The sequence below is a fragment of the Shewanella sp. M-Br genome (genome assembly GCF_036245925.1).
GTDB lineage: Bacteria > Pseudomonadota > Gammaproteobacteria > Enterobacterales > Shewanellaceae > Shewanella > Shewanella oncorhynchi.
The window spans coordinates 120,158-139,625 of record NZ_BJBV01000006.1; the positions used below are offsets into that span (position 1 = coordinate 120,158).

15 protein-coding genes and 1 pseudogene are annotated in these 19,468 nt (G+C 42.5%); 7 read left to right on the forward strand and 9 right to left on the reverse strand.

The genetic code is table 11. The features are described from left to right. Positions 1-518 precede the first annotated feature (518 nt). Entirely contained in the window at positions 519-3,947 is a 3,429-nt protein-coding gene (gene rne, locus AAA952_RS06660; RefSeq protein WP_338255484.1) for a ribonuclease E, read from the forward strand. A 1,005-nt stretch (positions 3,948-4,952) separates the two neighbouring features. Here the strand turns inward: rne and AAA952_RS06665 are convergent. From AAA952_RS06665 to AAA952_RS06680, 4 genes are all read right to left on the reverse strand, one after another. Beyond that, a complete protein-coding gene (locus tag AAA952_RS06665; RefSeq protein WP_011789734.1) occupies positions 4,953-5,162 on the reverse strand; it encodes a cold-shock protein in 210 nt (69 codons plus the stop codon). Between the two features lie 307 nt (positions 5,163-5,469). Continuing rightward, on the reverse strand, positions 5,470-6,285 hold the full coding sequence (gene rlmA / locus AAA952_RS06670) for a 23S rRNA (guanine(745)-N(1))-methyltransferase (protein WP_263199152.1): 816 nt from the start codon (positions 6,283-6,285) through the stop codon (positions 5,470-5,472). A 41-nt stretch (positions 6,286-6,326) separates the two neighbouring features. Further along, entirely contained in the window at positions 6,327-7,175 is an 849-nt protein-coding gene (locus AAA952_RS06675) for a hypothetical protein (protein WP_338255490.1), read from the reverse strand. Positions 7,176-7,464: 289 nt separating this feature from the next. Then, positions 7,465-7,752, reverse strand: coding sequence for a DUF1398 family protein (locus tag AAA952_RS06680; RefSeq protein WP_338255492.1), 288 nt, complete (start codon positions 7,750-7,752; stop codon positions 7,465-7,467). Between the two features lie 119 nt (positions 7,753-7,871). Between AAA952_RS06680 and AAA952_RS06685 the strand changes: the two are divergent. Further along, positions 7,872-9,040: pseudogene (locus tag AAA952_RS06685) on the forward strand (IS4 family transposase). Between the two features lie 584 nt (positions 9,041-9,624). Then, complete coding sequence (locus AAA952_RS06690) at positions 9,625-10,548, forward strand: hypothetical protein (protein WP_263171117.1); 924 nt, start codon at positions 9,625-9,627, stop codon at positions 10,546-10,548. A gap of 174 nt (positions 10,549-10,722) precedes the next feature. Here the strand turns inward: AAA952_RS06690 and AAA952_RS06695 are convergent, their stop codons facing one another. Next, positions 10,723-12,969, reverse strand: a complete 2,247-nt coding sequence (locus AAA952_RS06695; protein WP_338255495.1) for a TonB-dependent receptor — start codon at positions 12,967-12,969, stop codon at positions 10,723-10,725. 232 nt (positions 12,970-13,201) lie between these two features. Here AAA952_RS06695 and AAA952_RS06700 point away from each other — a divergent pair, with 232 nt between their 5' ends. Next, positions 13,202-13,663: a Fur family transcriptional regulator gene (locus tag AAA952_RS06700; protein WP_338255497.1), complete on the forward strand. Its 462-nt coding sequence runs from the start codon at positions 13,202-13,204 to the stop codon at positions 13,661-13,663. 335 nt (positions 13,664-13,998) lie between these two features. On the opposite strand, the gene AAA952_RS06705 is transcribed toward AAA952_RS06700, so the two are convergent. After that, entirely contained in the window at positions 13,999-14,217 is a 219-nt protein-coding gene (locus AAA952_RS06705) for an Arm DNA-binding domain-containing protein (RefSeq protein ID WP_242068348.1), read from the reverse strand. Positions 14,218-14,393: 176 nt separating this feature from the next. Between AAA952_RS06705 and sbcB the strand changes: the two genes are divergently transcribed. Together sbcB and cdd are read left to right on the forward strand one after the other, a co-directional pair. After that, positions 14,394-15,812 (forward strand): exodeoxyribonuclease I, encoded by a 1,419-nt coding sequence (sbcB, locus tag AAA952_RS06710; RefSeq protein WP_338255500.1) that lies wholly within the window; start codon positions 14,394-14,396, stop codon positions 15,810-15,812. 211 nt (positions 15,813-16,023) lie between these two features. After that, on the forward strand, positions 16,024-16,914 hold the full coding sequence (gene cdd, locus AAA952_RS06715) for a cytidine deaminase (RefSeq protein WP_338255502.1): 891 nt from the start codon (positions 16,024-16,026) through the stop codon (positions 16,912-16,914). A 125-nt stretch (positions 16,915-17,039) separates the two neighbouring features. On the opposite strand, the gene AAA952_RS06720 is transcribed toward cdd, so the two are convergent. The 3 genes from AAA952_RS06720 to AAA952_RS06730 form a co-directional block, all read right to left on the reverse strand. Beyond that, positions 17,040-17,273 (reverse strand): DUF1289 domain-containing protein, encoded by a 234-nt coding sequence (locus AAA952_RS06720; protein ID WP_219252077.1) that lies wholly within the window; start codon positions 17,271-17,273, stop codon positions 17,040-17,042. Then, on the reverse strand, positions 17,248-17,598 hold the full coding sequence (locus tag AAA952_RS06725) for a VOC family protein (protein WP_105252887.1): 351 nt from the start codon (positions 17,596-17,598) through the stop codon (positions 17,248-17,250). Before AAA952_RS06725 ends, AAA952_RS06720 begins: the two co-directional genes overlap by 26 nt. Before the next feature lie 102 nt (positions 17,599-17,700). Continuing rightward, a complete protein-coding gene (locus AAA952_RS06730; RefSeq protein WP_105253144.1) occupies positions 17,701-18,405 on the reverse strand; it encodes a DUF445 domain-containing protein in 705 nt (234 codons plus the stop codon). Between the two features lie 435 nt (positions 18,406-18,840). Between AAA952_RS06730 and AAA952_RS06735 the strand changes: the two genes are divergently transcribed. Next, positions 18,841-19,221 (forward strand): VOC family protein, encoded by a 381-nt coding sequence (locus AAA952_RS06735; protein ID WP_028760394.1) that lies wholly within the window; start codon positions 18,841-18,843, stop codon positions 19,219-19,221. The last annotated feature ends 247 nt before the right edge of the window (positions 19,222-19,468 follow it).

A 19,468-nucleotide genomic window follows, 5' to 3' on the forward strand; every position in this document is an offset into this window, starting at 1 on the left:
CGCCATTGTACAACAACTGAGAAGAATTGTGCCTTTCCATTGCTGAATTTTTTGATTATTGCTATATTTCACCAGCGATTAGGGATAAGCCGTGAATAAAGTGTTCACAACGCCCTGATCCCAAGCGGAAAATTTAACGGATAAAAAAAGATTTTCTTGATAGCAAATCATTGATTTGCAAATCGTATACAGAGTAAAAATACCACAAATGCGTTTTTTACGATTAAATCGAGAAAGTCACCTTACTTTAATAAGGTTTACCCTAGGTTTTCCTCCCCGATTTCGAAGGATATTTTAACTTGTCGTCAGACAAACCGATTCGACTTGGGCATTACCGGAACGAAACTAAAGAATTTATGGGGTTGGTTGATGTTTTACAACGAATTCCTTGTTTTTGTAATCATTAAAAAATAAGCCATAAATAGGATGCGACACGCAGCGACTGCGTCTAACAGTAATGCGCACCTCTTGCCTAGCCACCAGCCGTGAGGCTCAGTTGACCTACTGCTAGGCCCGTAATGCAGCGAAGCGCGATGTTTGATGACCTCTATTTAAAGAAGAATGACGTCATCATGAAACGTATGTTAATCAATGCAACTCAATCAGAAGAGTTGCGTGTTGCCCTTGTTGATGGGCAACAACTGTATGATCTAGACATTGAAAGTCCAGGTCATGAGCAAAAAAAATCAAACATTTACAAAGGTAAAATTACCCGAGTAGAACCGTCTTTAGAAGCCGCTTTCGTCGACTACGGTGCCGATCGTCACGGCTTTTTGCCACTGAAAGAAATCGCTAGAGAATATTTCCCGAAGGGATATTCATTCCAAGGTCGCCCCAATATCAAAGAAGTGGTCAGTGAAGGACAGGAAGTTATTGTCCAAATTGACAAAGAAGAACGCGGCAATAAAGGTGCAGCCTTAACGACCTTCATCAGCCTTGCAGGCTCTTACTTAGTATTAATGCCAAATAACCCACGTGCTGGCGGGATTTCTCGTCGTATCGAAGGTGATGAACGCACTGAGCTAAAAGAAGCGATGGCTGACTTAGAAGTGCCTGCGGGCATGGGTCTTATCGTGCGTACTGCGGGTGTAGGCAAAGAATCTGCCGAGTTAAAGTGGGACTTAAAAGTTCTACAACACCACTGGGCGGCGATCACCGAAGCTTCACAAGTTAAAGGCGCACCTTTCTTAATTCACCAAGAAAGCAATGTGATAGTTCGCGCTATTCGTGACTATTTACGCCGTGACGTGGGCGAAATCCTCATCGATCATCCACGTATTTTTGAAGAAGCGAAGCAACATATCGCCTTAGTTCGCCCTGATTTCGTTGAGCGCGTAAAACTGTACGAAGCTGAAGTGCCATTATTCACTCACTTCCAAATCGAATCACAAATTGAATCCGCCTTCCAACGCGAAGTGCGTCTGCCATCTGGCGGTTCAATTGTTATCGACCCAACTGAAGCCTTAACCTCAATCGATATCAACTCTGCCCGTGCCACTAAAGGCGGCGATATTGAAGAAACAGCACTTAACACTAACCTCGAAGCCGCCGATGAAATTGCCCGTCAATTGCGTCTCCGCGACTTAGGAGGCTTAGTGGTTATTGACTTTATCGATATGACGCCAGTGCGTCATCAGCGTGAAGTTGAAAACCGTTTACGTGATGCTGTGCACCATGATCGTGCTCGCGTGCAGTTAGGTCGCATTTCTCGTTTCGGTTTGATGGAAATGTCGCGTCAACGTCTGCGCCCCTCTTTAGAAGAATCTGCAGCGCATATCTGCCCTCGCTGTCATGGCCAAGGCACGATTCGCAGTACCGAGTCTTTAGCACTATCAATTTTACGTTTGATGGAAGAAGAAGCCATCAAAGAAAACACCTCACAAATCGAAGCGATTGTGCCTGTGGATGTTGCAGCTTTCTTGTTAAACGAGAAACGCAAAGCCATTCGCATCACAGAACAGCGTCACGATGTCGAAGTGTATGTGATACCTGACGCACACATGATGACGCCTGATTACCGCGTGATCCGTCACCGTAGTGATGATGAAATCAGTGAATCAAGCTATAAGCGTATAGAGCATCCTGAAGCCAAATTGTATGAGCCACGCAAACTAGAACGTACTGCGGCGCCTATCCCGGCATTAAAAGGTTTTGCAGCGCCACAAAAAGTAGAACAAGCCCCATCACCAACGGTGAAAGTTGAAGCGCCACAACCAGGCTTCTTCAGCAAGCTTGTGAGTGCAATCAGTGCCATGTTTGCGCCAAGTGAAAAAGCTGAACCCGTAAAAGTTGTTGAAACTAAAGCAACGGATACCAGTGCGGCTAACGCAAATCGCCGTAACCGTCGTAATGACACTCGCCGCCCACGCAATGCCCAAGATGCCGACAAAGCAAAAGAAGGCACTCGTGAGCCGCGTAGCCGCAATCCAAAAAAACCGGCTGATGCAGTAGTCAGCACACAAGAACGTCCAGTACGCGAAAAAGAAGAAGCGGCTAAACGTCCAGCTAAAGCTGAACCAAAGCCACGCGTACAAGCGCCAAAAGATGTTGTTGCCGACATTGAAGCAGATGATGCCCCTAAGCAAGAAGTCGCCCGTGAGCGTCGTCAGCGCCGTAACATGCGTCGTAAGGTGCGTATCGATAATGGCCATAATACGCCAGATAATGCGATCCCAATTGCACCTGAAGATGCCGCAGAAGTGTTAGCGGAAATTGCAGCCCTTAACGCCGCAGCGGCAAGTACTATCAGTGTTAATGCCAAAGCTGAAGTCATTGCACAAACGCCAGTAGAAACTAAAGCACCAAGAACACGTCGCCAGCCTCGTAAAGAAGCTGCACCCGCTCAAGAAGCGCAAGAAAATATTGTGCTAAAAGAGACAACTGTAATTTCTACTGTAGTGGAAACACCTGCGGTTGATGCTGTTAACGTAGCTGAAAACACCTTAGTTGACACAGCAGCTCATACTGTAGCAGCGGATGCTGTATCGCAAGATAGCGAAGTTGATGCAGACAACGAAAATGCTAATGCTGATGATCAATCAAAACGCGAGCAAAGAGATGGTCAACGTCGTAGCCGCCGTAGCCCTCGCCACCTTCGTGCAGCGGGTCAACGTCGTCGTCGCGACGAAGATGACCAAGGTACATCAACGCCAGCGCAATTCGTTCCTAATGACGAATTAGGTGCTGACCAAGAGTACCCAAGCGAAATCGTCAGTGTTCGAGTGGAAACTCCTGTTGTTGCAACTCAAACAACAGCGGTAACTGAACCTGCTGACGTCGAAATAGCTGAAACAAGTTCAACTCCAGCTGTTGAAGCTCCTGCTGTTGTTAAAGTAGAAGCAAAAGTTGAGCCTCAGCCTCAAGCAAATGACGTTGCAGCAGTTGAAACTCAGCAAGTTGAAAGTAAACCTGTTGTGACTAAAACCACTGAAACGAAAGCGGAAGAGCCAAAGGCTGCTGACGTAAAAGTTGACCTTGCGTCAATCGTTGAAACTCAGGTGACCAGCGTTACTGCTGAAGCCGTAGTCGTTGCAGTCCCATCAGTTGAAAGCTCAGTGACTAAATCAGTAGCAGTACCCAAAGCTGAAGCAGCTAAAACCGAAACACTTGTCGAGCCAAGTGTTGCACCGAGCGCTGAAGTAAAAGAAGCCGTGAAAGCAACAGCCTCTGCGCCAATGGCCAGACCGGCTGCTATCGCTAAGCCTCAAGCCACAGTACAAACAGCTCCAACAACACCGCAAATCACGGATGCAGTTGTTGTCAGCAAGCCGAAAGCCGCTAGCCGCTTTGGCTCTATGGTGTCTTCGGATATGACCAAGCCTGTCGTTGAAGTGAGAGAACAAGTGGCAGTCCCTAAAGGACGAGAGTATGAGAATACTGCGAACGAAGAGTCTACTGCCAAAATCAAACTCGCTAATGGTGCAGAGTCTGATATGGCGCGTCCATAATCACTTAAGCTAAACCAGAAAAGCCATGCAATTGCATGGCTTTTTTATTTACACTGTAATACTCCACAATATTTAAATTTAGCTCTATCCATTTTTCGGCTTAATCGTAGTCCCTTGAATAACATAACCCATCAAAAGATCCTCGGTATATAGTTCTCAACTTTAAGTATTCTTGTGTTGTCACTAACGTCATATTAGAAGCAATAAACATGCTAACAAAATATCAGGCCAATACCCGCCAGTAGAAAGGGCTCTTAATCCATTTAGTGCTAACTGTAGACCCCTCCTTTATAAGTTAGGAAAACTAGTCGAGGGAAAGCATTATTCTGCTATAAAGTAGCCGATAATTAAGTTGGATTAGCAGCCTACAGCTTCTGTCGGAAATACTTAAATGTACGAAATGCAAGGCATCTCAATAGCCATATTCGTTTTTTGGTCGGCTCCAAACTACATCATAAATAAGCTAGTGTTCTTTAATATCAAGCACTAAATGCTTTGCCAGCCTCAACTCTTTACTACAAGGCTTTCAGCCTTAGGTGCAGCTTAGTATATGTAGGATAACTAAGTGCAAGAAATGCAAGTGCACCAATCATATTCGGCAATATCTGAAGTCACTGATTTACAACAAATGAATGATTAGACACATTCGCGTTCGACATTGAATATAAGATTACGCAAAAAATAAACTCGATAAGAGCAAGCGTTAAGAGTTAACATATAATGGAATTGAATGTTACAGGGGTAAAAATAAGGAGAGTGTATCAAATGGTTTTATTGAAAATCTTGGAGATATCAGAATTGGATTTTAACAGAGAAAGATTAGAGGATTAACTTCAGATTTAAGCATTAAATTAATGTGACATGTTAAGTGGATCTCGTCGCTTATACTGGATTCAACAATCTAAACTAAATGAAATCTTATTTTCGCACAAATAAAAAGAGCCACGGAATTAACCATAGCCCTTTAATCCATTGCTATTAGCTCTAGGCTAACAGCACTGAAAATTAACCAATGATAGTTACGTTTTCAGCTTGTGGACCTTTTTGACCTTGAGTCACAGTGAAAGACACTTTTTGGCCTTCATCAAGAGTTTTGAAACCGTCAGAGTTGATCGCACGGAAGTGTACGAATACATCTGGACCAGATTCTTGCTCAATGAATCCGAAACCTTTGTCAGAGTTGAACCACTTAACAACACCAGTAACTTGAGACATAATATAAATCCTGTAAATAAAAAATTAAAGCCTTAACGGCGGGTGGAGCTGGAAAATGCCGGTATTACTTATGTTTACAGGACGAACTGGTCGTATTGAACACATAAATATAAGCCCAACCTTCAAGCTGATAAGACTATAAACCATTCTAAAGATAAGTCAACACACTGCGACACTTTGGATTATTTATTTTGCCTAAATCTACTTTACGGTTTTGCAACCGGCTAGCAGAACACTAGGTTCATGCTGTTTAGCAAGTACAGTTAAGCATTTTAAATAATTTATTTCAATAGCTTAATCTTATCGCTTACTTTGAAATTCGATGCACCTCAATTTGGAAATCCAATTCACAGTTCAGTCCTTGCAACGCAAATGCTTGCTTTTGGGCATGAGTAAACTTCCAAGCATAGGGCGTCATTTCTAAAAAATGAGCGATATGTTCACTGTTTACCAGCTCTAACTGGGAGATTAAGCGCTCCTGATGCAGACACTCAAATCCAGCAATATGCGCTGTGGAAACGGGGTGTAATCTTGGCTCAGCATAAATTTGTTGTTTCAACGCAAAGTGGTGTAAAGGTCCCGGAGAAACCGTTATCAGTAAGCCTCTATCAGCCATAATCCGTTGTAACTCTTCTACTTTTGAAGGGGCATAAATACGAATGGCAAGATCGACACTTTGGGATGCGATAGGCATTTCATAGGCACTTGCGACACAAAATTGCAAATTAGGGTAACGTTTAGCTGCATATTTAATTGCAGACTTAGAAATATCTATACCTTGTAAATTGCAATCATGGTGCTGGCTCAACACATGGAATAAACGTTGACTGTAGTATCCTTCCCCACAGCCTATATCGAGGATTTGTTTTGCTTCGGCACCAAACTCAAGTGCGAGCTCATTCACTCTATCACTCAAACCTTGATAGTAACCCGCGTTTAAAAATTCACGCCGAGCAAACATCATCTGTTTATTATCACCAGGATCTTTTGAGTTTTTCTTCTGTACAGGTAATAAGTTGACATAGCCTTCTTTGGCCATATCAAACTTATGTTGCTGTGAACAACCCCAAGTTCGCTCCGTTAACGTTAGTGGGGCGGCACACAGGGGACATAAATAATGCATAATGGACTCTTATCATTTAGCTAAATTTGGGTAAGAAAAGTTTACGTTTCGTCTTCCATCAATCGGTCTACCATCAGGATCAATTCCGGTGAAGCGAGTAATTCATAACACTCTAATTTTCTTAATAGCTTATCAGTGTTATCGACATCATTAGCAGCGCGGCTGTAGTTTGGACGCTCAAACATATGGGTATAGGTTCTAAATAACCATTGTTGTTTTTGCAGTAGCAAGGGATCGATCCTTAATACTTCATCAGCAAGGCTGGCGTGACATTGACCAAGCTCCCCGCGCATAAACGACTGCAATTCTAATCTAACCTGCTCGATTTCGGTCATGTAAATTGCAAGAGATTCAGATGATGCGGCATAGTCGTAGTGCCTTGCTAACAGAGCTTTAGCAACCATTAACGCTTTGGGCTCATGCAAAACCCGCAAATCCGCTTCTAAGGGTACTAACTCAAACTTTGAATTAGCTTGTAAGGCAAAAGTTAAGTAACTATTTGCACCTATTAAGTCATTATCTGCACCTAAATGACGAGTCGTATCTAAGGTAAAAGATACACCTCGCCTCAATTCTGCCGCACAAAATTTCGCAGCTGTTCCCATCCGTGTATAAAGCCTAAAACCTTGCCCAAGGCTGCGGGTTATTGGTGTATTGAAAGCCTGAGGGCTTTGCGGTAACGATTCGACCTTAAGACCCATAAACGGCTGGAAGCGGATGACTATATTTTGCTGAATTCCGGCTTCAGCGATGACGATAATCTCTAGTAAAGGGGCACTGATCGCCTGTGACACAATAAAATCACTCACATCGTCGGGTAGCCGTAATGTGAGTATTGATGCATTTTCAATATCAAGCACCATAGGTTCATTTAGAAATTGATAGTACATAAGACATTATTCTCCTATTTAACCGCAATTGTGCCGTCCAATACCAATTAAAATCACCCCGTAAGCCATTACCCATCGCAAGATATGACTTAATCTTCATGATGGCGTAAATAGGCATTCGAGAAATAGTAGTGACATTGCGTGGTAGCACATTTATGCCTCCAGTGTTCTATTACGTTAAGCACAGGAAGATGTAAGTGACGTATACAATGAACTTCGCGTAACCATTCACCCAATGTAAAACTCACGATGCACCCAACCCAGAAAGTGACGAGCCTAGTCAGCGTTATTAGGCATCGCTCGGCTTAGCGCCAGAAAACCATTCGGTATGCTGGTCACCTTGACGGCCAAAATAGGTTACACGTTTACCTCGCAAAAACACGAAATAACCTTGAACTCCTGCATTCATAGCGCGCTGACAGAAAAGCCGAAATGTTTGCCCATGCTGCTGACTATCCAAGATGGCAGCTCTGAGTTCAATCACATTAAAATTTTCAGCTATGAATGGAAGTCCCTCATATGATAAAGGTGATTGCACTGTAGAACCTGCTGCGCTATAGAAAGTAAATGACTTCAAGGCATAGTCCTGAAGAATCCCCTGATGATTTTCAGATAAATCATTAAATTAGAGTGAACTTGCACCTTGAAGTGTGATCAGATGGAAGTGCGAACAAACATCAATCACAAGGCATTAAGGTGCAAGTGTTAACTATCTTACATCAATCTCTCTATCAACATTGTCCAGAAATCCATCAAAAGCGACTTAATACACTCATGGTCGCCTGCAAAGCTCTCATCAATGCGGATTGTCTCACCTTAACGCATTTAGGGCGGCACATTGATGGCACGAGCACTCATACTAAACACTCGATAAAACGCATAGATAGATTATTGGGCAACCCGCACCTTCACCATGAAAGACTGGCGGTTTATCAGTGGCATGCAAAGTGGCTGCTGACTACTCATACGATGCCGACCATATTGGTGGATTGGTCAGATATGCGTGAAGGTCGTGAGCTGATTGCACTACGCGCCTCTATTGCTATCAAGGGCCGCTCTATCACGCTCTACGAGCGAACATTTCCGTTAATCCTGCAAGGCACTCAAACTGCCCATAATCAGTTTCTGAATGAACTCAAACAAGTGTTACCTGACAACATTACCCCGCTGATAGTCACTGACGCGGGCTTCCGTAATCCTGGGTCGTGTCAGAGGATTAAGTGTCTATCGGCCGCATCCTTCTGGTCGCCAATTTTCACTAAAAGCGCTTTATCCCCAAGCCAGTCGTCGCGCAAAACATGTTGGGCGGGTGGCGTTATCGGTAAAGAAACCCTTGTTATGCGAGATGGTGTTGTTCAGAGCCCCAAGTAAAGGCCAGCGAAGTACGACAACAGACTGTCACCATACGGCGCAATGGACGTATGAACTGACCGCCAAAGAACCTTGGGCACTGGTGACCAACTTAACCATAGAAGCCATGTCGCCTCAAAAACTGGTTAATATTTACCAAAAATGGATGCAAATAGAAGAAACCTTTAGAGATTTAAAAAGCCCCGCTTATGGCTTTGGTTTACGTCATAGGCAGAACACGTTATGCGGCGAGGATGGACATACTGCTATTGATAGCATTATTGGTGCAACTGGCATTTTGGTGGGTAGGATTATACGGAGAAACACAGCAATTACAGCGGCACTTCCAAGCCAACACGGTAAAGAAAAGGAATGTGCTATCAACAATCAGGATGGGCAAAGAACTGCTGCGGCGACGGTATGATTACCCCATATCAGCAGATGATTTGCTTTGTGCTGCGAAGAAACTAGCTGAACTCTCATTAACTCATGGTTGTTGGGGCTATGAATTATGAGGGGATCCTACAGGGCATAGTCTACATAGTAATACTCGACACCTTCAGCAATAAGATTGCCGACAATTTGAGGAAATGGTATTAATCCAGACAAGGTTGCTTGTGCAGATTCTAAAATTTTATCCGAGTTCATTGATGTCCTCTCTGGGTCTTGAGTGGTCAATTTATATGTTTAACATCAGCAGTAGAGCCAAAGTGATAGCACTGTAAAAACGTGGAGCATGCGCCAGCGCTGGTTAAACGCTCAAAACACGTACTCATAAATGATTAACGCAATAAACACGACCTTCAAACTTCCCCAAAATCGTTGCCAGACTACAAACACGTTTATGCATATATAACGTAAAGCCATATTAAAAACACTATGGCCAAACAACATAAGGACTTTAAAATATTCTGCGAGCCACTCGCACCCAGTGCCAATACCGTTGGGCTGTCTAAATTGATTTACAACTCACATAAACCCAAACTAAAAAAATGTATCATTTACGCTTATCATCTGTTTCTTTATCCCGCAAGCCATCTAGGCTACTGCTAAAATAAGCACACCGAATCAATTTCAACCTCTAGCAATGAGTTTATTGATGGATAATTTACAGCGACTGGGCATTATTTTTTGTATTCTTTCCCTGTGGGTCTTGGCAAACATACCCGTCACTTATGCTAATGATCAATTCATTATCAATCAGTCAGAATCCAAGCTTGATCACAGATATCAGTATACTTATGACCTTTTACAATTAGTTATTGATGCAACCAAAGCCGATTTTGGTGAAGCATCACTGCAAGTCTCAGATCTAATAATGAGTCGAAATCGTATCTTCAGAGCATTACAAGAGGGTGAAACCATCAATGTTATTGCAGAAGCCTCTAACCTACAGTGGAATAAACAGCTTATTCCAATAAAAATTCCCATTAGAAAAGGCATTCAGGGATTTAGAATTTTTATTATTAAAAAGGAAAATGTATCTAGGTTAGCCCAAATCACCTCGCTAGCGCAGTTAACTGCTCTTGATACTGGTTCAGGTAGCCAATGGTCGACTAAAGTTGCCATGCAACAAGCAGGATTTAAAATTATAGAAAGCAATCAATATGACAGTTTATTTAATATGCTATCAAAAGGACGGTTTATAACATTTGGCCGCGGAGTGAATGAAGTATTTCAAGAGGTTGAGCAGTTTAATCAACAATATCCAGATCTCGTTGTTGATGAAAGCATCATGCTACATATTCCACTAGCGACATATTATTATGTTTCGCTTAACAAACCTCGCTTAGCTCAGCGAATACAAATTGGCCTCCAGAGAATTATCGATAATGGTCAATTTGACCAGTTATTTTATCAACGCCATTGCGATTTTTTGATAAAAAGTAAATTGAATCAACGATTAGTTTTTAAAATTGACAATCCTTTTATATCTGAATCAGAAATGACTTCCATTGTCGGTAAAGATTTCTTACTCAATCCAATGGATGACTTTTCCATATTATGTAAGAAATATCATTGAATAGGCTTCATCAGATAAACGCTTAGGGTCCGTCATGACTTAACAATATCTCTCGGAAAATGGGATAAAAAACAGCAAATCGCGGCTTGAATTGAAGGAGGTTAGATTTTTGGCCTTGGGTATCTAGAAATCAAACGAAAACCTTCAAGGCCATTAGCCTTGAAGGAAACTTTTTTAGAATTGCACTCTGACACCAATAGCCGCTGTGCGACCTGGCATAGGGGATAAATGCCTTAGGAAACTGTTATGTGGGCGCGCATCTACATCGGTAAGATTATCTAAGCTTAGGTAGAATTGAGTCGGCACTTTCGAAATGACTTGATCTAAAGTGATATTTGCTCCGAGCAAAGCATAAGATTCAGAGGGCCTCTCAAATTTGTTAACGTCACCTTGTGAATGATAGCGAACATAATCGATAGACACAGTAAGCGCATCATACTGCCAATTTAGTGCAGTGCCTGTTTTGGATTGTGGTGTTCGAGGCATTGAAGTGCCTTCTAACCTGCGGCGAAAGTATTCGTCCCGCTCACCAGCGAGAGGTGGACGAGTACTAAAGATGTCGTAACTACCATCGTATTGATATCTAGGAGTATTTCTCACTCTGTCAGTAAATGCGCTAAGCTCAAAAACTCCCCACCTTTGCCACGGGAAGGTATAGATAGCTTGTACCTCTAACCCTTGATTGTTTGTATCTGCTTGGCGCCATTCACGAACATAAGTACCATTACGTTCAAGGCCTGTACTACCAAGATAAATAAAATCATTGAATTGATTTTGATACCAACTTGCTATTAGCTGTAAATCGGCGATTTTAGCGGTGGTATTTATTTCAAAGGAGTGATTAATTTCCTTTTTAAGATTTGAGCTGCCCTGTTCTTCAATTAACAGAGCATAGTGTGGGTTACTGGCGTAAAGCTCATTCATTTCAGGAGCACGCTCGGCATGAACGTAATTGACTCGTGTTGACCAATTTTGCAATATGTCCCATTGCAGTGATCCTGAGTAGCTTTGGAGATAAAAATTTCTATCTTTAACATTCGCTCCTGAGCCTCGACCTACCTTGTAACCCTCTGCGTTTACTTGGTGCTTAATCGCATCATAACGACCTCCAAACTCAAAAGTAACCGGACCAAAGTGCAGAGTTTGTAGCGTATAGGCTGCATAGTTTTGACTATCGACATCAGGCATGTAATTGTCATAGCCCTCCCCTTTATAGGCTTTAGTGTCGTACTGTAATCCTAAGACACCATCGAAGTTTGATGTCCAACTATGATAGAGCTTAGGGCTAATGACCCAAGAGGTAATTTCGAATTGGTTAACGGATACCTCTGCCATATGCTCATCATCGACTTGATTCGAATAGGCGCCATCGAGGCTAAATGAGTTTATCCAATTGTCATCCCAGTTTTCGACATACTTCATATCTACGCGATCACCACGGGAAAAAATTCGAATATTACCCCGTTGATCAAAATCCACTGGTGCGCTGCTGCCACGACGCATAAATCCCGGAATACCGCGATGAGTGTCCGTATAACCGTAAGCCAAACCCAAAAGACGTTGTTGGCCAGTGTAGCTTCCGCCTGCCGAGAATGATGATGTGTGGTGGCTGCTGTTAAGCACAATGCCATTACTGTCTATTGAGTAGTCGGTGATAATTTGTTGTTCTAAAGGTGTAGCATCTTCATAGCGTTTTAATTGATTGTTCATCTGCCACACAGGTTGCGCATATTTTATTTGGCATAGATCGGCAAACTGTGCGGCACCTACGACTTTTGACCACGTTTTACAATCGCTGTCTTTAGAATATCCAGGAATATCGTAGTCACCACGGTCTTTGTTGATCATATTAAGCGCAAAGTTAAAAGATTCATTCCCTACGGTAAGTTTTGCCAGTGCGGTACTTGTAATATTGAAGCCAGCTTTCACTTCAGCGCGGCTGTTAAACCCATTGATTGGACTTAATGGAATACGACCATCTTGGAGATCAACAATGCCTGCCATCGCTTGCCCACCATAGGCAATCACAGCTGTAGGACCTTTAATGACCAAGATACTGTCAGCAAGAAAGGGCTCGATGGGGATGTATTGATCCTCACTCACCGACGACATATCCTCAACTTGAGTTCCATTGAGCAACATTTTAACCCTGTTTCCACCAAATCCACGGATTTGTGGCCTACCCGATGAGCTACCAAAAAAACCACTGTCTACTCCCGGTAATTGGCTTAAAGTTTCTCCTAAGGTATCGGCTTTACGATTATTAAGTTCATCGCCGCTGAGTTCGATTTTACTGGCTTGTATTCTTTGGCTTAGTGGTTTTTCTAAAGCATGCCCAGTGACATTGATACGTTCAATAGGTTCTGCTGAAACAGCTAAAGTGCCAACACCTAATAACAGAAGGTATTTGTGGGAATTCATTTTGTGGGTCGTCTCCATATGATTACTGCTGAAACAAATGATATGTTATAACGTATCACCATGTATCAGTCGAGTTCAATATGAATGAAAGTAAATTAAGTTACTGATTGTAAATGGCAATCAGAACAACACTCGGTATGGTGACTGATGATTGCTAACAAAGATTGTCATTAGAAGGGGTGGATCAGGTAAACTGTTCAAGTATGATCATTTCAAAAAAATTGGCAGTTCTATGACAGGAAAAAATCTTGATTTACTGCGTGAAGTAGTGAAAAAGTGTGAAGAAAAAGGCATCAATCTTACCAGTAAGCGCAAAAAAGTACTTATCGTATTACAGGAACATGATGTTCCTTTGTCTGCCTATGAAATTGCCGATGTGTTAAAACAAAGTTTGGGCGAGAGTTTACCCATAATGTCTATCTATCGCATGTTGGATTTCTTAGTACAGGAACAATTAGTGCATAAGTTATTAACGGTGAATAAGTATATTGCCTGCCATCATGTATGCGATCATCACATTCACAATCAATTTTTAATTTGTAATACTTGTCAAAAAGTCACAGAGATAGCATTGCCCACTGCTCTTGTTGAACAGTTACAGTTGAATGTTAGCCAAGCGGAATTTACCTTATCGAGCCCACAGCTTGAATTAGCGGGTTGGTGTCATGAATGTCGGCAACAACATAATAGTTAAGTTATGTACATTAACTAATTTGGAACGCTATTTATCATGGTTACTGAACTTATCCCATACTCACAGTAACGCTATAAATCCCCCAGCCTCCGACATTCTGGTCGATAATGTCCGTCTAAAATCGTGGATATGCCAGTCTTGGTTTCATATCGCGGACCAGCTCATTAATAGAAGCAACATTACCCGGTCGCTTGCCGTGGGAAAGCGCCATGGCGAGTGATATAAGTTCCACTGTTCTTATAATATCTCGAGTAAAGCGGAACTGATCGGCCTTCGAATGTGTTAAGCGGTTTCCAAAACGCATAGGGATCTATAATATTTACCCATGAATTTAGTCACACAGGGACCAGCTTACGTGCGTCAGCAAGTCCTAAATCCGGGTAGAGACCAAAGGTTAAGCACCCTGATGGATTATCAATCCTAAATCGATACTGCCATGTTATAGTCCCTGCAGGGGTAATACGAACGCTTAAGCCGTCGCGGTCTGCAAGCTCTGGTTTCTCTAAATATGGATTACCGTTTATTGCACGTAACCAATTGTCAGATAAAGACATTTTAATTACCCTGTGTACATGTGATTTTAGCTAATCTGACGCAGAACCCAATATATACAGATTATGTACTCACATCGAAGAGCTGCATACTAAATTGATGTGAATGACAACGAATCCAATTAAAGCAATTTAACTACTGATAACATGAAGTTACATGCTTTAGAGAACGAAAATAAATGAAGATGAAAGACGATAAAGCAGGGTCGATTTTTTGGCACGACTACGAAACATTTGGAGCGAACCCAGCGAAAGACAGACCCTCGCAATTTGCGGGTATTCGCACGGATTTAGATCTCAATATCATCGGCGAGCCTGAGACATTCTATTGTAAGCAAGCCACTGATTATTTGCCGTCTCCGGAAGCAATATTAATCACAGGGATCACTCCACAGTTAGCTAATTTAAAAGGCATCCCTGAAACTGAGTTTATGGGACGAATTCAAGCGCTATTTAGCCAACCAAACACTTGTGTTGCAGGTTATAACTCACTGCGTTTTGACGATGAAGTGACCCGTTATGGCTTTTATCGGAACTTTATCGATCCCTATGCCCGTGAATGGCAAAATGGCAACTCTCGTTGGGATATCATTGATTTAGTGCGCGCTTGTTATGCATTTAGGCCCGAAGGTATTAACTGGCCGACAAAGGAAGATGGCTCTCCGAGTTTTAAGCTAGAACATCTGACCCAAGCGAATGGTTTAAGCCATGAGAAAGCCCATGATGCTATGTCTGATGTGTATGCGACCATCGCTATGGCAAAACTCATTCGCGAGAAACAGCCTAAGTTATATCAGTACTATTTTGACCTGCGCCGTAAGCAAGCGGTTAGCGATCAAATCGATGTGCTCAATATGCAGCCTTTGGTTCACGTGAGCTCTAAAATTAGTGCGCGCAATGGTTGTGCAACGTTGATCTCACCCGTAGCGCACCATCCTACTAACAAAAATGCCGTTATTTGCGTTAATTTAGCCATGGATTTAACGCCGCTATTCGAGCTAGATGTCGAGCAAATTAAAACGCGCATGTATACGCCAAGGGCTGATCTTGCCGAAGATGAATTACCTATCGCAGTAAAACAAATTCATCTTAATAAGTGCCCTTTTATCACCTCGGCAAAAATCCTCAGTGATGAGCATGCCGCTCGTTTAGGCATAGATAAAGAATTTGCCAGAGAGCAGTATAAACGCCTAAAACGTCACCCAGAATTACGCGAAAAACTGGCGCTATTATTTGAGCACGATGACAGCAGAACGACCACAGATCCCGATTTGATGCTGTATTCTGGTGGGTTCTTTAGCCAAGCTGATAAAGCAAAAATGGAAATCATCCGTCATACCCTACCGCAAAATCTAGCGGCGTTAGATTTGCAGTTTGATGATCCACGTATTCCTGAGATGCTGTTTCGTTACCGCGCCCGTAATTACCCTGAACTACTCGATGATACAGAGTCGCAGCGCTGGCGTGAATTCTGTCAAAGTCGCTTAGCCGATCAAGACTACGTACTTAAATTAGAAAATTTGCTACAAGAAACACAAGCGGATGAGACTAAGCAAAAGCTACTTGCTGCCCTTTGTCATTATTTGCGTGAACTTTAAGTTGTGTAAATTCAAGCTTAAGTCTTTTGTTTTATAGTCTTAAGCTTATTTTTGTGCACCAATAGACTCACTCTATACGTGAGTAACATAAGTTTATCACTCTCGATAGCACTGACATTGACAGCGTATAAACGCGAGCTAACTCGCATTTATGCTGTAACAAAATTACTAGAATGTTCTTCCATGAACTTAACAAATAAGGAATAGGGAAATGCAAGATAGATTCATTCGTAGCATAACCCAACTGCCAACGCCTTTAGCCGATGCACTTATCCCAATGTTGCACCAGAATTTTGCTGGACACATTGATGCGCAGCAACTTGCTACGCTAACAAGTGCAAGCAAAATGACCGAAGCAGAAGTGTTATTAGCATTACTGCCGATAGCAGCGGCATTGGCCAAACCGCCTATCAGTGAGTTTTATGTCGGCGCGATAGCCAAAGGTAAAAGTGGCGATATCTACATGGGGGCCAACTTAGAATTACCCGGTGAAGCGTTATTTCATTCTGTCCATGCAGAACAAAGCGCTATAAGCCACGCATGGCTCAGTGGTGAAAGCCAAATTGTTGATATCATAGTTAATGCCAGTCCTTGCGGTCATTGTCGTCAGTTTATGAATGAACTGGTTGAAGGGAGCAAGATCTGCATTCATCTACCCGCACAGGAAAGCCATCCTCTGGCCTATTATTTACCCTATGCTTTTGGGCCAAAAGACTTAAATGTCACTTCGCCCTTAATGGCCAAGCAACAAACTGAATTTGCTTTAGATAGTGCCGATCCTATGATCATCGAAGGTTTAGATCATGCCGGTTTAAGCTACGCGCCTTACACTCAGAGTTTTGCTGCCGTGGTTTTAGAAACACGCGATGGCGCAACCTATTGTGGTCGCTATGCAGAGAACGCGGCATTCAATCCTTCTATGCTGCCTATGCAGATGGCCTTATCAAACCTTGCACGCCACAATCGTGAGTTTAGCGATATCAGCCGTGCGGTTTTAATTGAGTCATCTCAAGGAAAAATCAGCTTAGTTGGCGCGACTATGGATGCGCTCCATACCGTTGCCGCCATCGAACTTGAGCACATAGTGGTAGATCCAGTGTAACTCCTGCTTCAAATGCCAAGGGTGTTTCAAAATGCCAACGGCGAAATTCGTTAATGCGTATTTCGCCGTTCGATTATCCACTTAAAGCTTAAAAATCAATTATCGTAAGCAATTCTGACGGCTAGTCATACTCCATCCTGTCTTCTACTAACCACGTCATTGAACTTAACCAGATACTCCCCCTTACGCTCCTCCATCCTAATAAAACAAGCTTGCCGCTCCACTTCCGACATAACGCGCCACGCTAAAATTTCATCAAGATGCCTGAAACAACCTAAACAAATATCTTGCTGATCTAAACAACAATTTCGAATACAAGGAGTGACAGTAGGATCATTCTGACCAGACGGCATATTCATTGCCACAAGGTTCAACAAAATGGAATCGACGGCCTCCCGGAAAACTAAAGATGTCAGCTGTGATAATGCCACCAGCTGTTACGACAGCCGTCAGAGTCAATTCTAAGTTCTGGCTGTAGATCACAATCAGCGGGCAACCTTTTGCGAGGGTGAAATTCACGTCGGCTTGATAGAATCCCCCAGTAATGCCGACATCCATAAAGCAACTGTATTCAGGGCCATAATCGACATAGGTCCATCCAAAAACTTGGCTAAAAAAAGCCTTAGAACTCGCAATGTCGCGACTTGGGATTTCCAAATAATTGATACTGTGGTGACGGTTCATAGACTTCCTTGCTATTTAATCAGGACACAAAATGATGAACATAAAATGCGTAAGTAAAAATGGGAGCCAAAGCTCCCATTCTATTCGCGGCTTTAACTCAGGTTAACCTTGGATTAAGGCTGCGGCAAGTCCAATCAGACCGCCAAACACGCCGCCCCAAATCACTAACCAACCTAAGTGCGTTTGGATCATGTCCTGAACGATTTGTTTCACCATTTGCGGTGTTAACTCGTTTAATCTTTGCTCCACTATGTTAGCAATTTTAGTTTGCAGATCGGCCATCACATTTGGCTGTTCAATTTCTTGTTTCAGCAACTCGTGAAATGCATCGCTTTGTGCCATTTCAACTAAAGAAGCTTTCATCTTTACAATAAACGGCTCTTTTAACGGCAATAAGGCATCTGTGCCACCAAACATAGACAACATGCCGCCAAAGGAAGATTGGGCGACTGTGCTAATTAACGCATCAAAAGAAGGCGCTAAATCAACCTTTTCAATCACTGGCGCCAAGTCTATTTTACTCAGCCCTTCTTTTTCAGACAGGAATCGGTCGATATTTTCAGTGGTAAAAAACTGTTTCATCATCAAATGAGCAATGCCCGCCTTAAACTCTTCAAAACGAGAAGGCACGACTCCCGAACCATAGAGTCCGGGGACTTTCTCAAACAACATATAAACTGCAACCCAGTTGGTAATTGCACCCGATAAAGCAAATAATCCGACATTCAGGACAATTGCCGAATTCATCAGGTAACCCACTACGACCAAAGCAGCCGCCAATAAATTCGTCACTAAACTCTTATTCAATCTCATATCCCCTAAGGTGGCATCGATAAGATGCAAAACTCGCCTATATTAACAAGTTAACGGGAGTCAGGTCTAACACTCAAACCACAGTAAACAAACCCGTTTTAAAATCTGTTTTCAGTGCTAAGTCTTGGCGCGAGGGGCAAGATGAAGCCCATTAACGAAGCCGCAGCATCACTGAGCCACAAGAAGCTGATTAGCCAGCACTGAATAAAGTGAATCTCCTTGTAGAACATTAAGTTAATTTAATGTTTGCCGACCTGAAAAACGCAAAAATTTTAATTTACCGTCTGTGAATTATCAACTTGCCTCAACTACACTCAATCAAGATAACGCACAAAAAATATGGCTCAAAATACAGACGGTACTGAACACTGACCGTTAACCTCGGCTCAAAACACAAAATTTACCCAAAATAGAATAAAGGATGCGCTTATGGAATCGGCTTTTAACACTGCAGGGGCGTTAAGTTGGCATGAATTGACAACCAATAATACCGAAGAAGCTATGCACTTCTATGCTGAGATTTTTGGCTGGCACTTTAAAACCGTCAAAATGCCCCACGGTAATTATCATATTATCGAAAATCAGGGCGTCAGCATTGGGGGGATCACCGATAGTTTGCTCCCAATGCTTCCCTCACATTGGACCGGCTACATTACCGTTAACGATGTCGATCAAGTCGCTATCAGCGCAAAAAAACTTGGCGGGGATATTCTGTTTGGTCCTGAAGATATACCCGAAGTAGGCCGTTTTTGTTGGATAAAAGATCCACAAGGCGCCATTATTGCAGCGATTAGTTATTTAAATCGCTGATCAAAAATAGCGTCCAACATAGCGAGTATTGACGACTCAAAACATTAGCCATAGGCTGAAACACATGTAGTTATCAATGTAGATGATAGGTTACCACTCAGGAATGTCTTAGATCAGAAGACGTTATTGTCTGTGTAATACCAAGATTTCATTGGTAAAAATATAAATAATTTCTGGAAATATTAGCATTATTCGCTAGAATGTCCGTACTTATGGAAGTTTTTCCCTGTCTTATGCATTGGAGCCT

What these genes read in the sequence shown, in the direction of transcription:
- rne (WP_338255484.1), top strand. Translation starts at nt 519, where the DNA reads ATGCAGCGAAGCGCGATGTTTGATGACCTCTATTTAAAGAAGAATGAC.
- AAA952_RS06665 (WP_011789734.1), bottom strand. Translation starts at nt 5,162, where the DNA reads ATGTCTCAAGTTACTGGTGTTGTTAAGTGGTTCAACTCTGACAAAGGT.
- rlmA (WP_263199152.1), bottom strand. Translation starts at nt 6,285, where the DNA reads ATGCATTATTTATGTCCCCTGTGTGCCGCCCCACTAACGTTAACGGAG.
- AAA952_RS06675 (WP_338255490.1), bottom strand. Translation starts at nt 7,175, where the DNA reads ATGTACTATCAATTTCTAAATGAACCTATGGTGCTTGATATTGAAAAT.
- AAA952_RS06690 (WP_263171117.1), top strand. Translation starts at nt 9,625, where the DNA reads ATGGATAATTTACAGCGACTGGGCATTATTTTTTGTATTCTTTCCCTG.
- AAA952_RS06695 (WP_338255495.1), bottom strand. Translation starts at nt 12,969, where the DNA reads ATGAATTCCCACAAATACCTTCTGTTATTAGGTGTTGGCACTTTAGCT.
- AAA952_RS06700 (WP_338255497.1), top strand. Translation starts at nt 13,202, where the DNA reads ATGACAGGAAAAAATCTTGATTTACTGCGTGAAGTAGTGAAAAAGTGT.
- AAA952_RS06705 (WP_242068348.1), bottom strand. Translation starts at nt 14,217, where the DNA reads ATGTCTTTATCTGACAATTGGTTACGTGCAATAAACGGTAATCCATAT.
- sbcB (WP_338255500.1), top strand. Translation starts at nt 14,394, where the DNA reads ATGAAGATGAAAGACGATAAAGCAGGGTCGATTTTTTGGCACGACTAC.
- cdd (WP_338255502.1), top strand. Translation starts at nt 16,024, where the DNA reads ATGCAAGATAGATTCATTCGTAGCATAACCCAACTGCCAACGCCTTTA.
- AAA952_RS06720 (WP_219252077.1), bottom strand. Translation starts at nt 17,273, where the DNA reads ATGAATATGCCGTCTGGTCAGAATGATCCTACTGTCACTCCTTGTATT.
- AAA952_RS06725 (WP_105252887.1), bottom strand. Translation starts at nt 17,598, where the DNA reads ATGAACCGTCACCACAGTATCAATTATTTGGAAATCCCAAGTCGCGAC.
- AAA952_RS06735 (WP_028760394.1), top strand. Translation starts at nt 18,841, where the DNA reads ATGGAATCGGCTTTTAACACTGCAGGGGCGTTAAGTTGGCATGAATTG.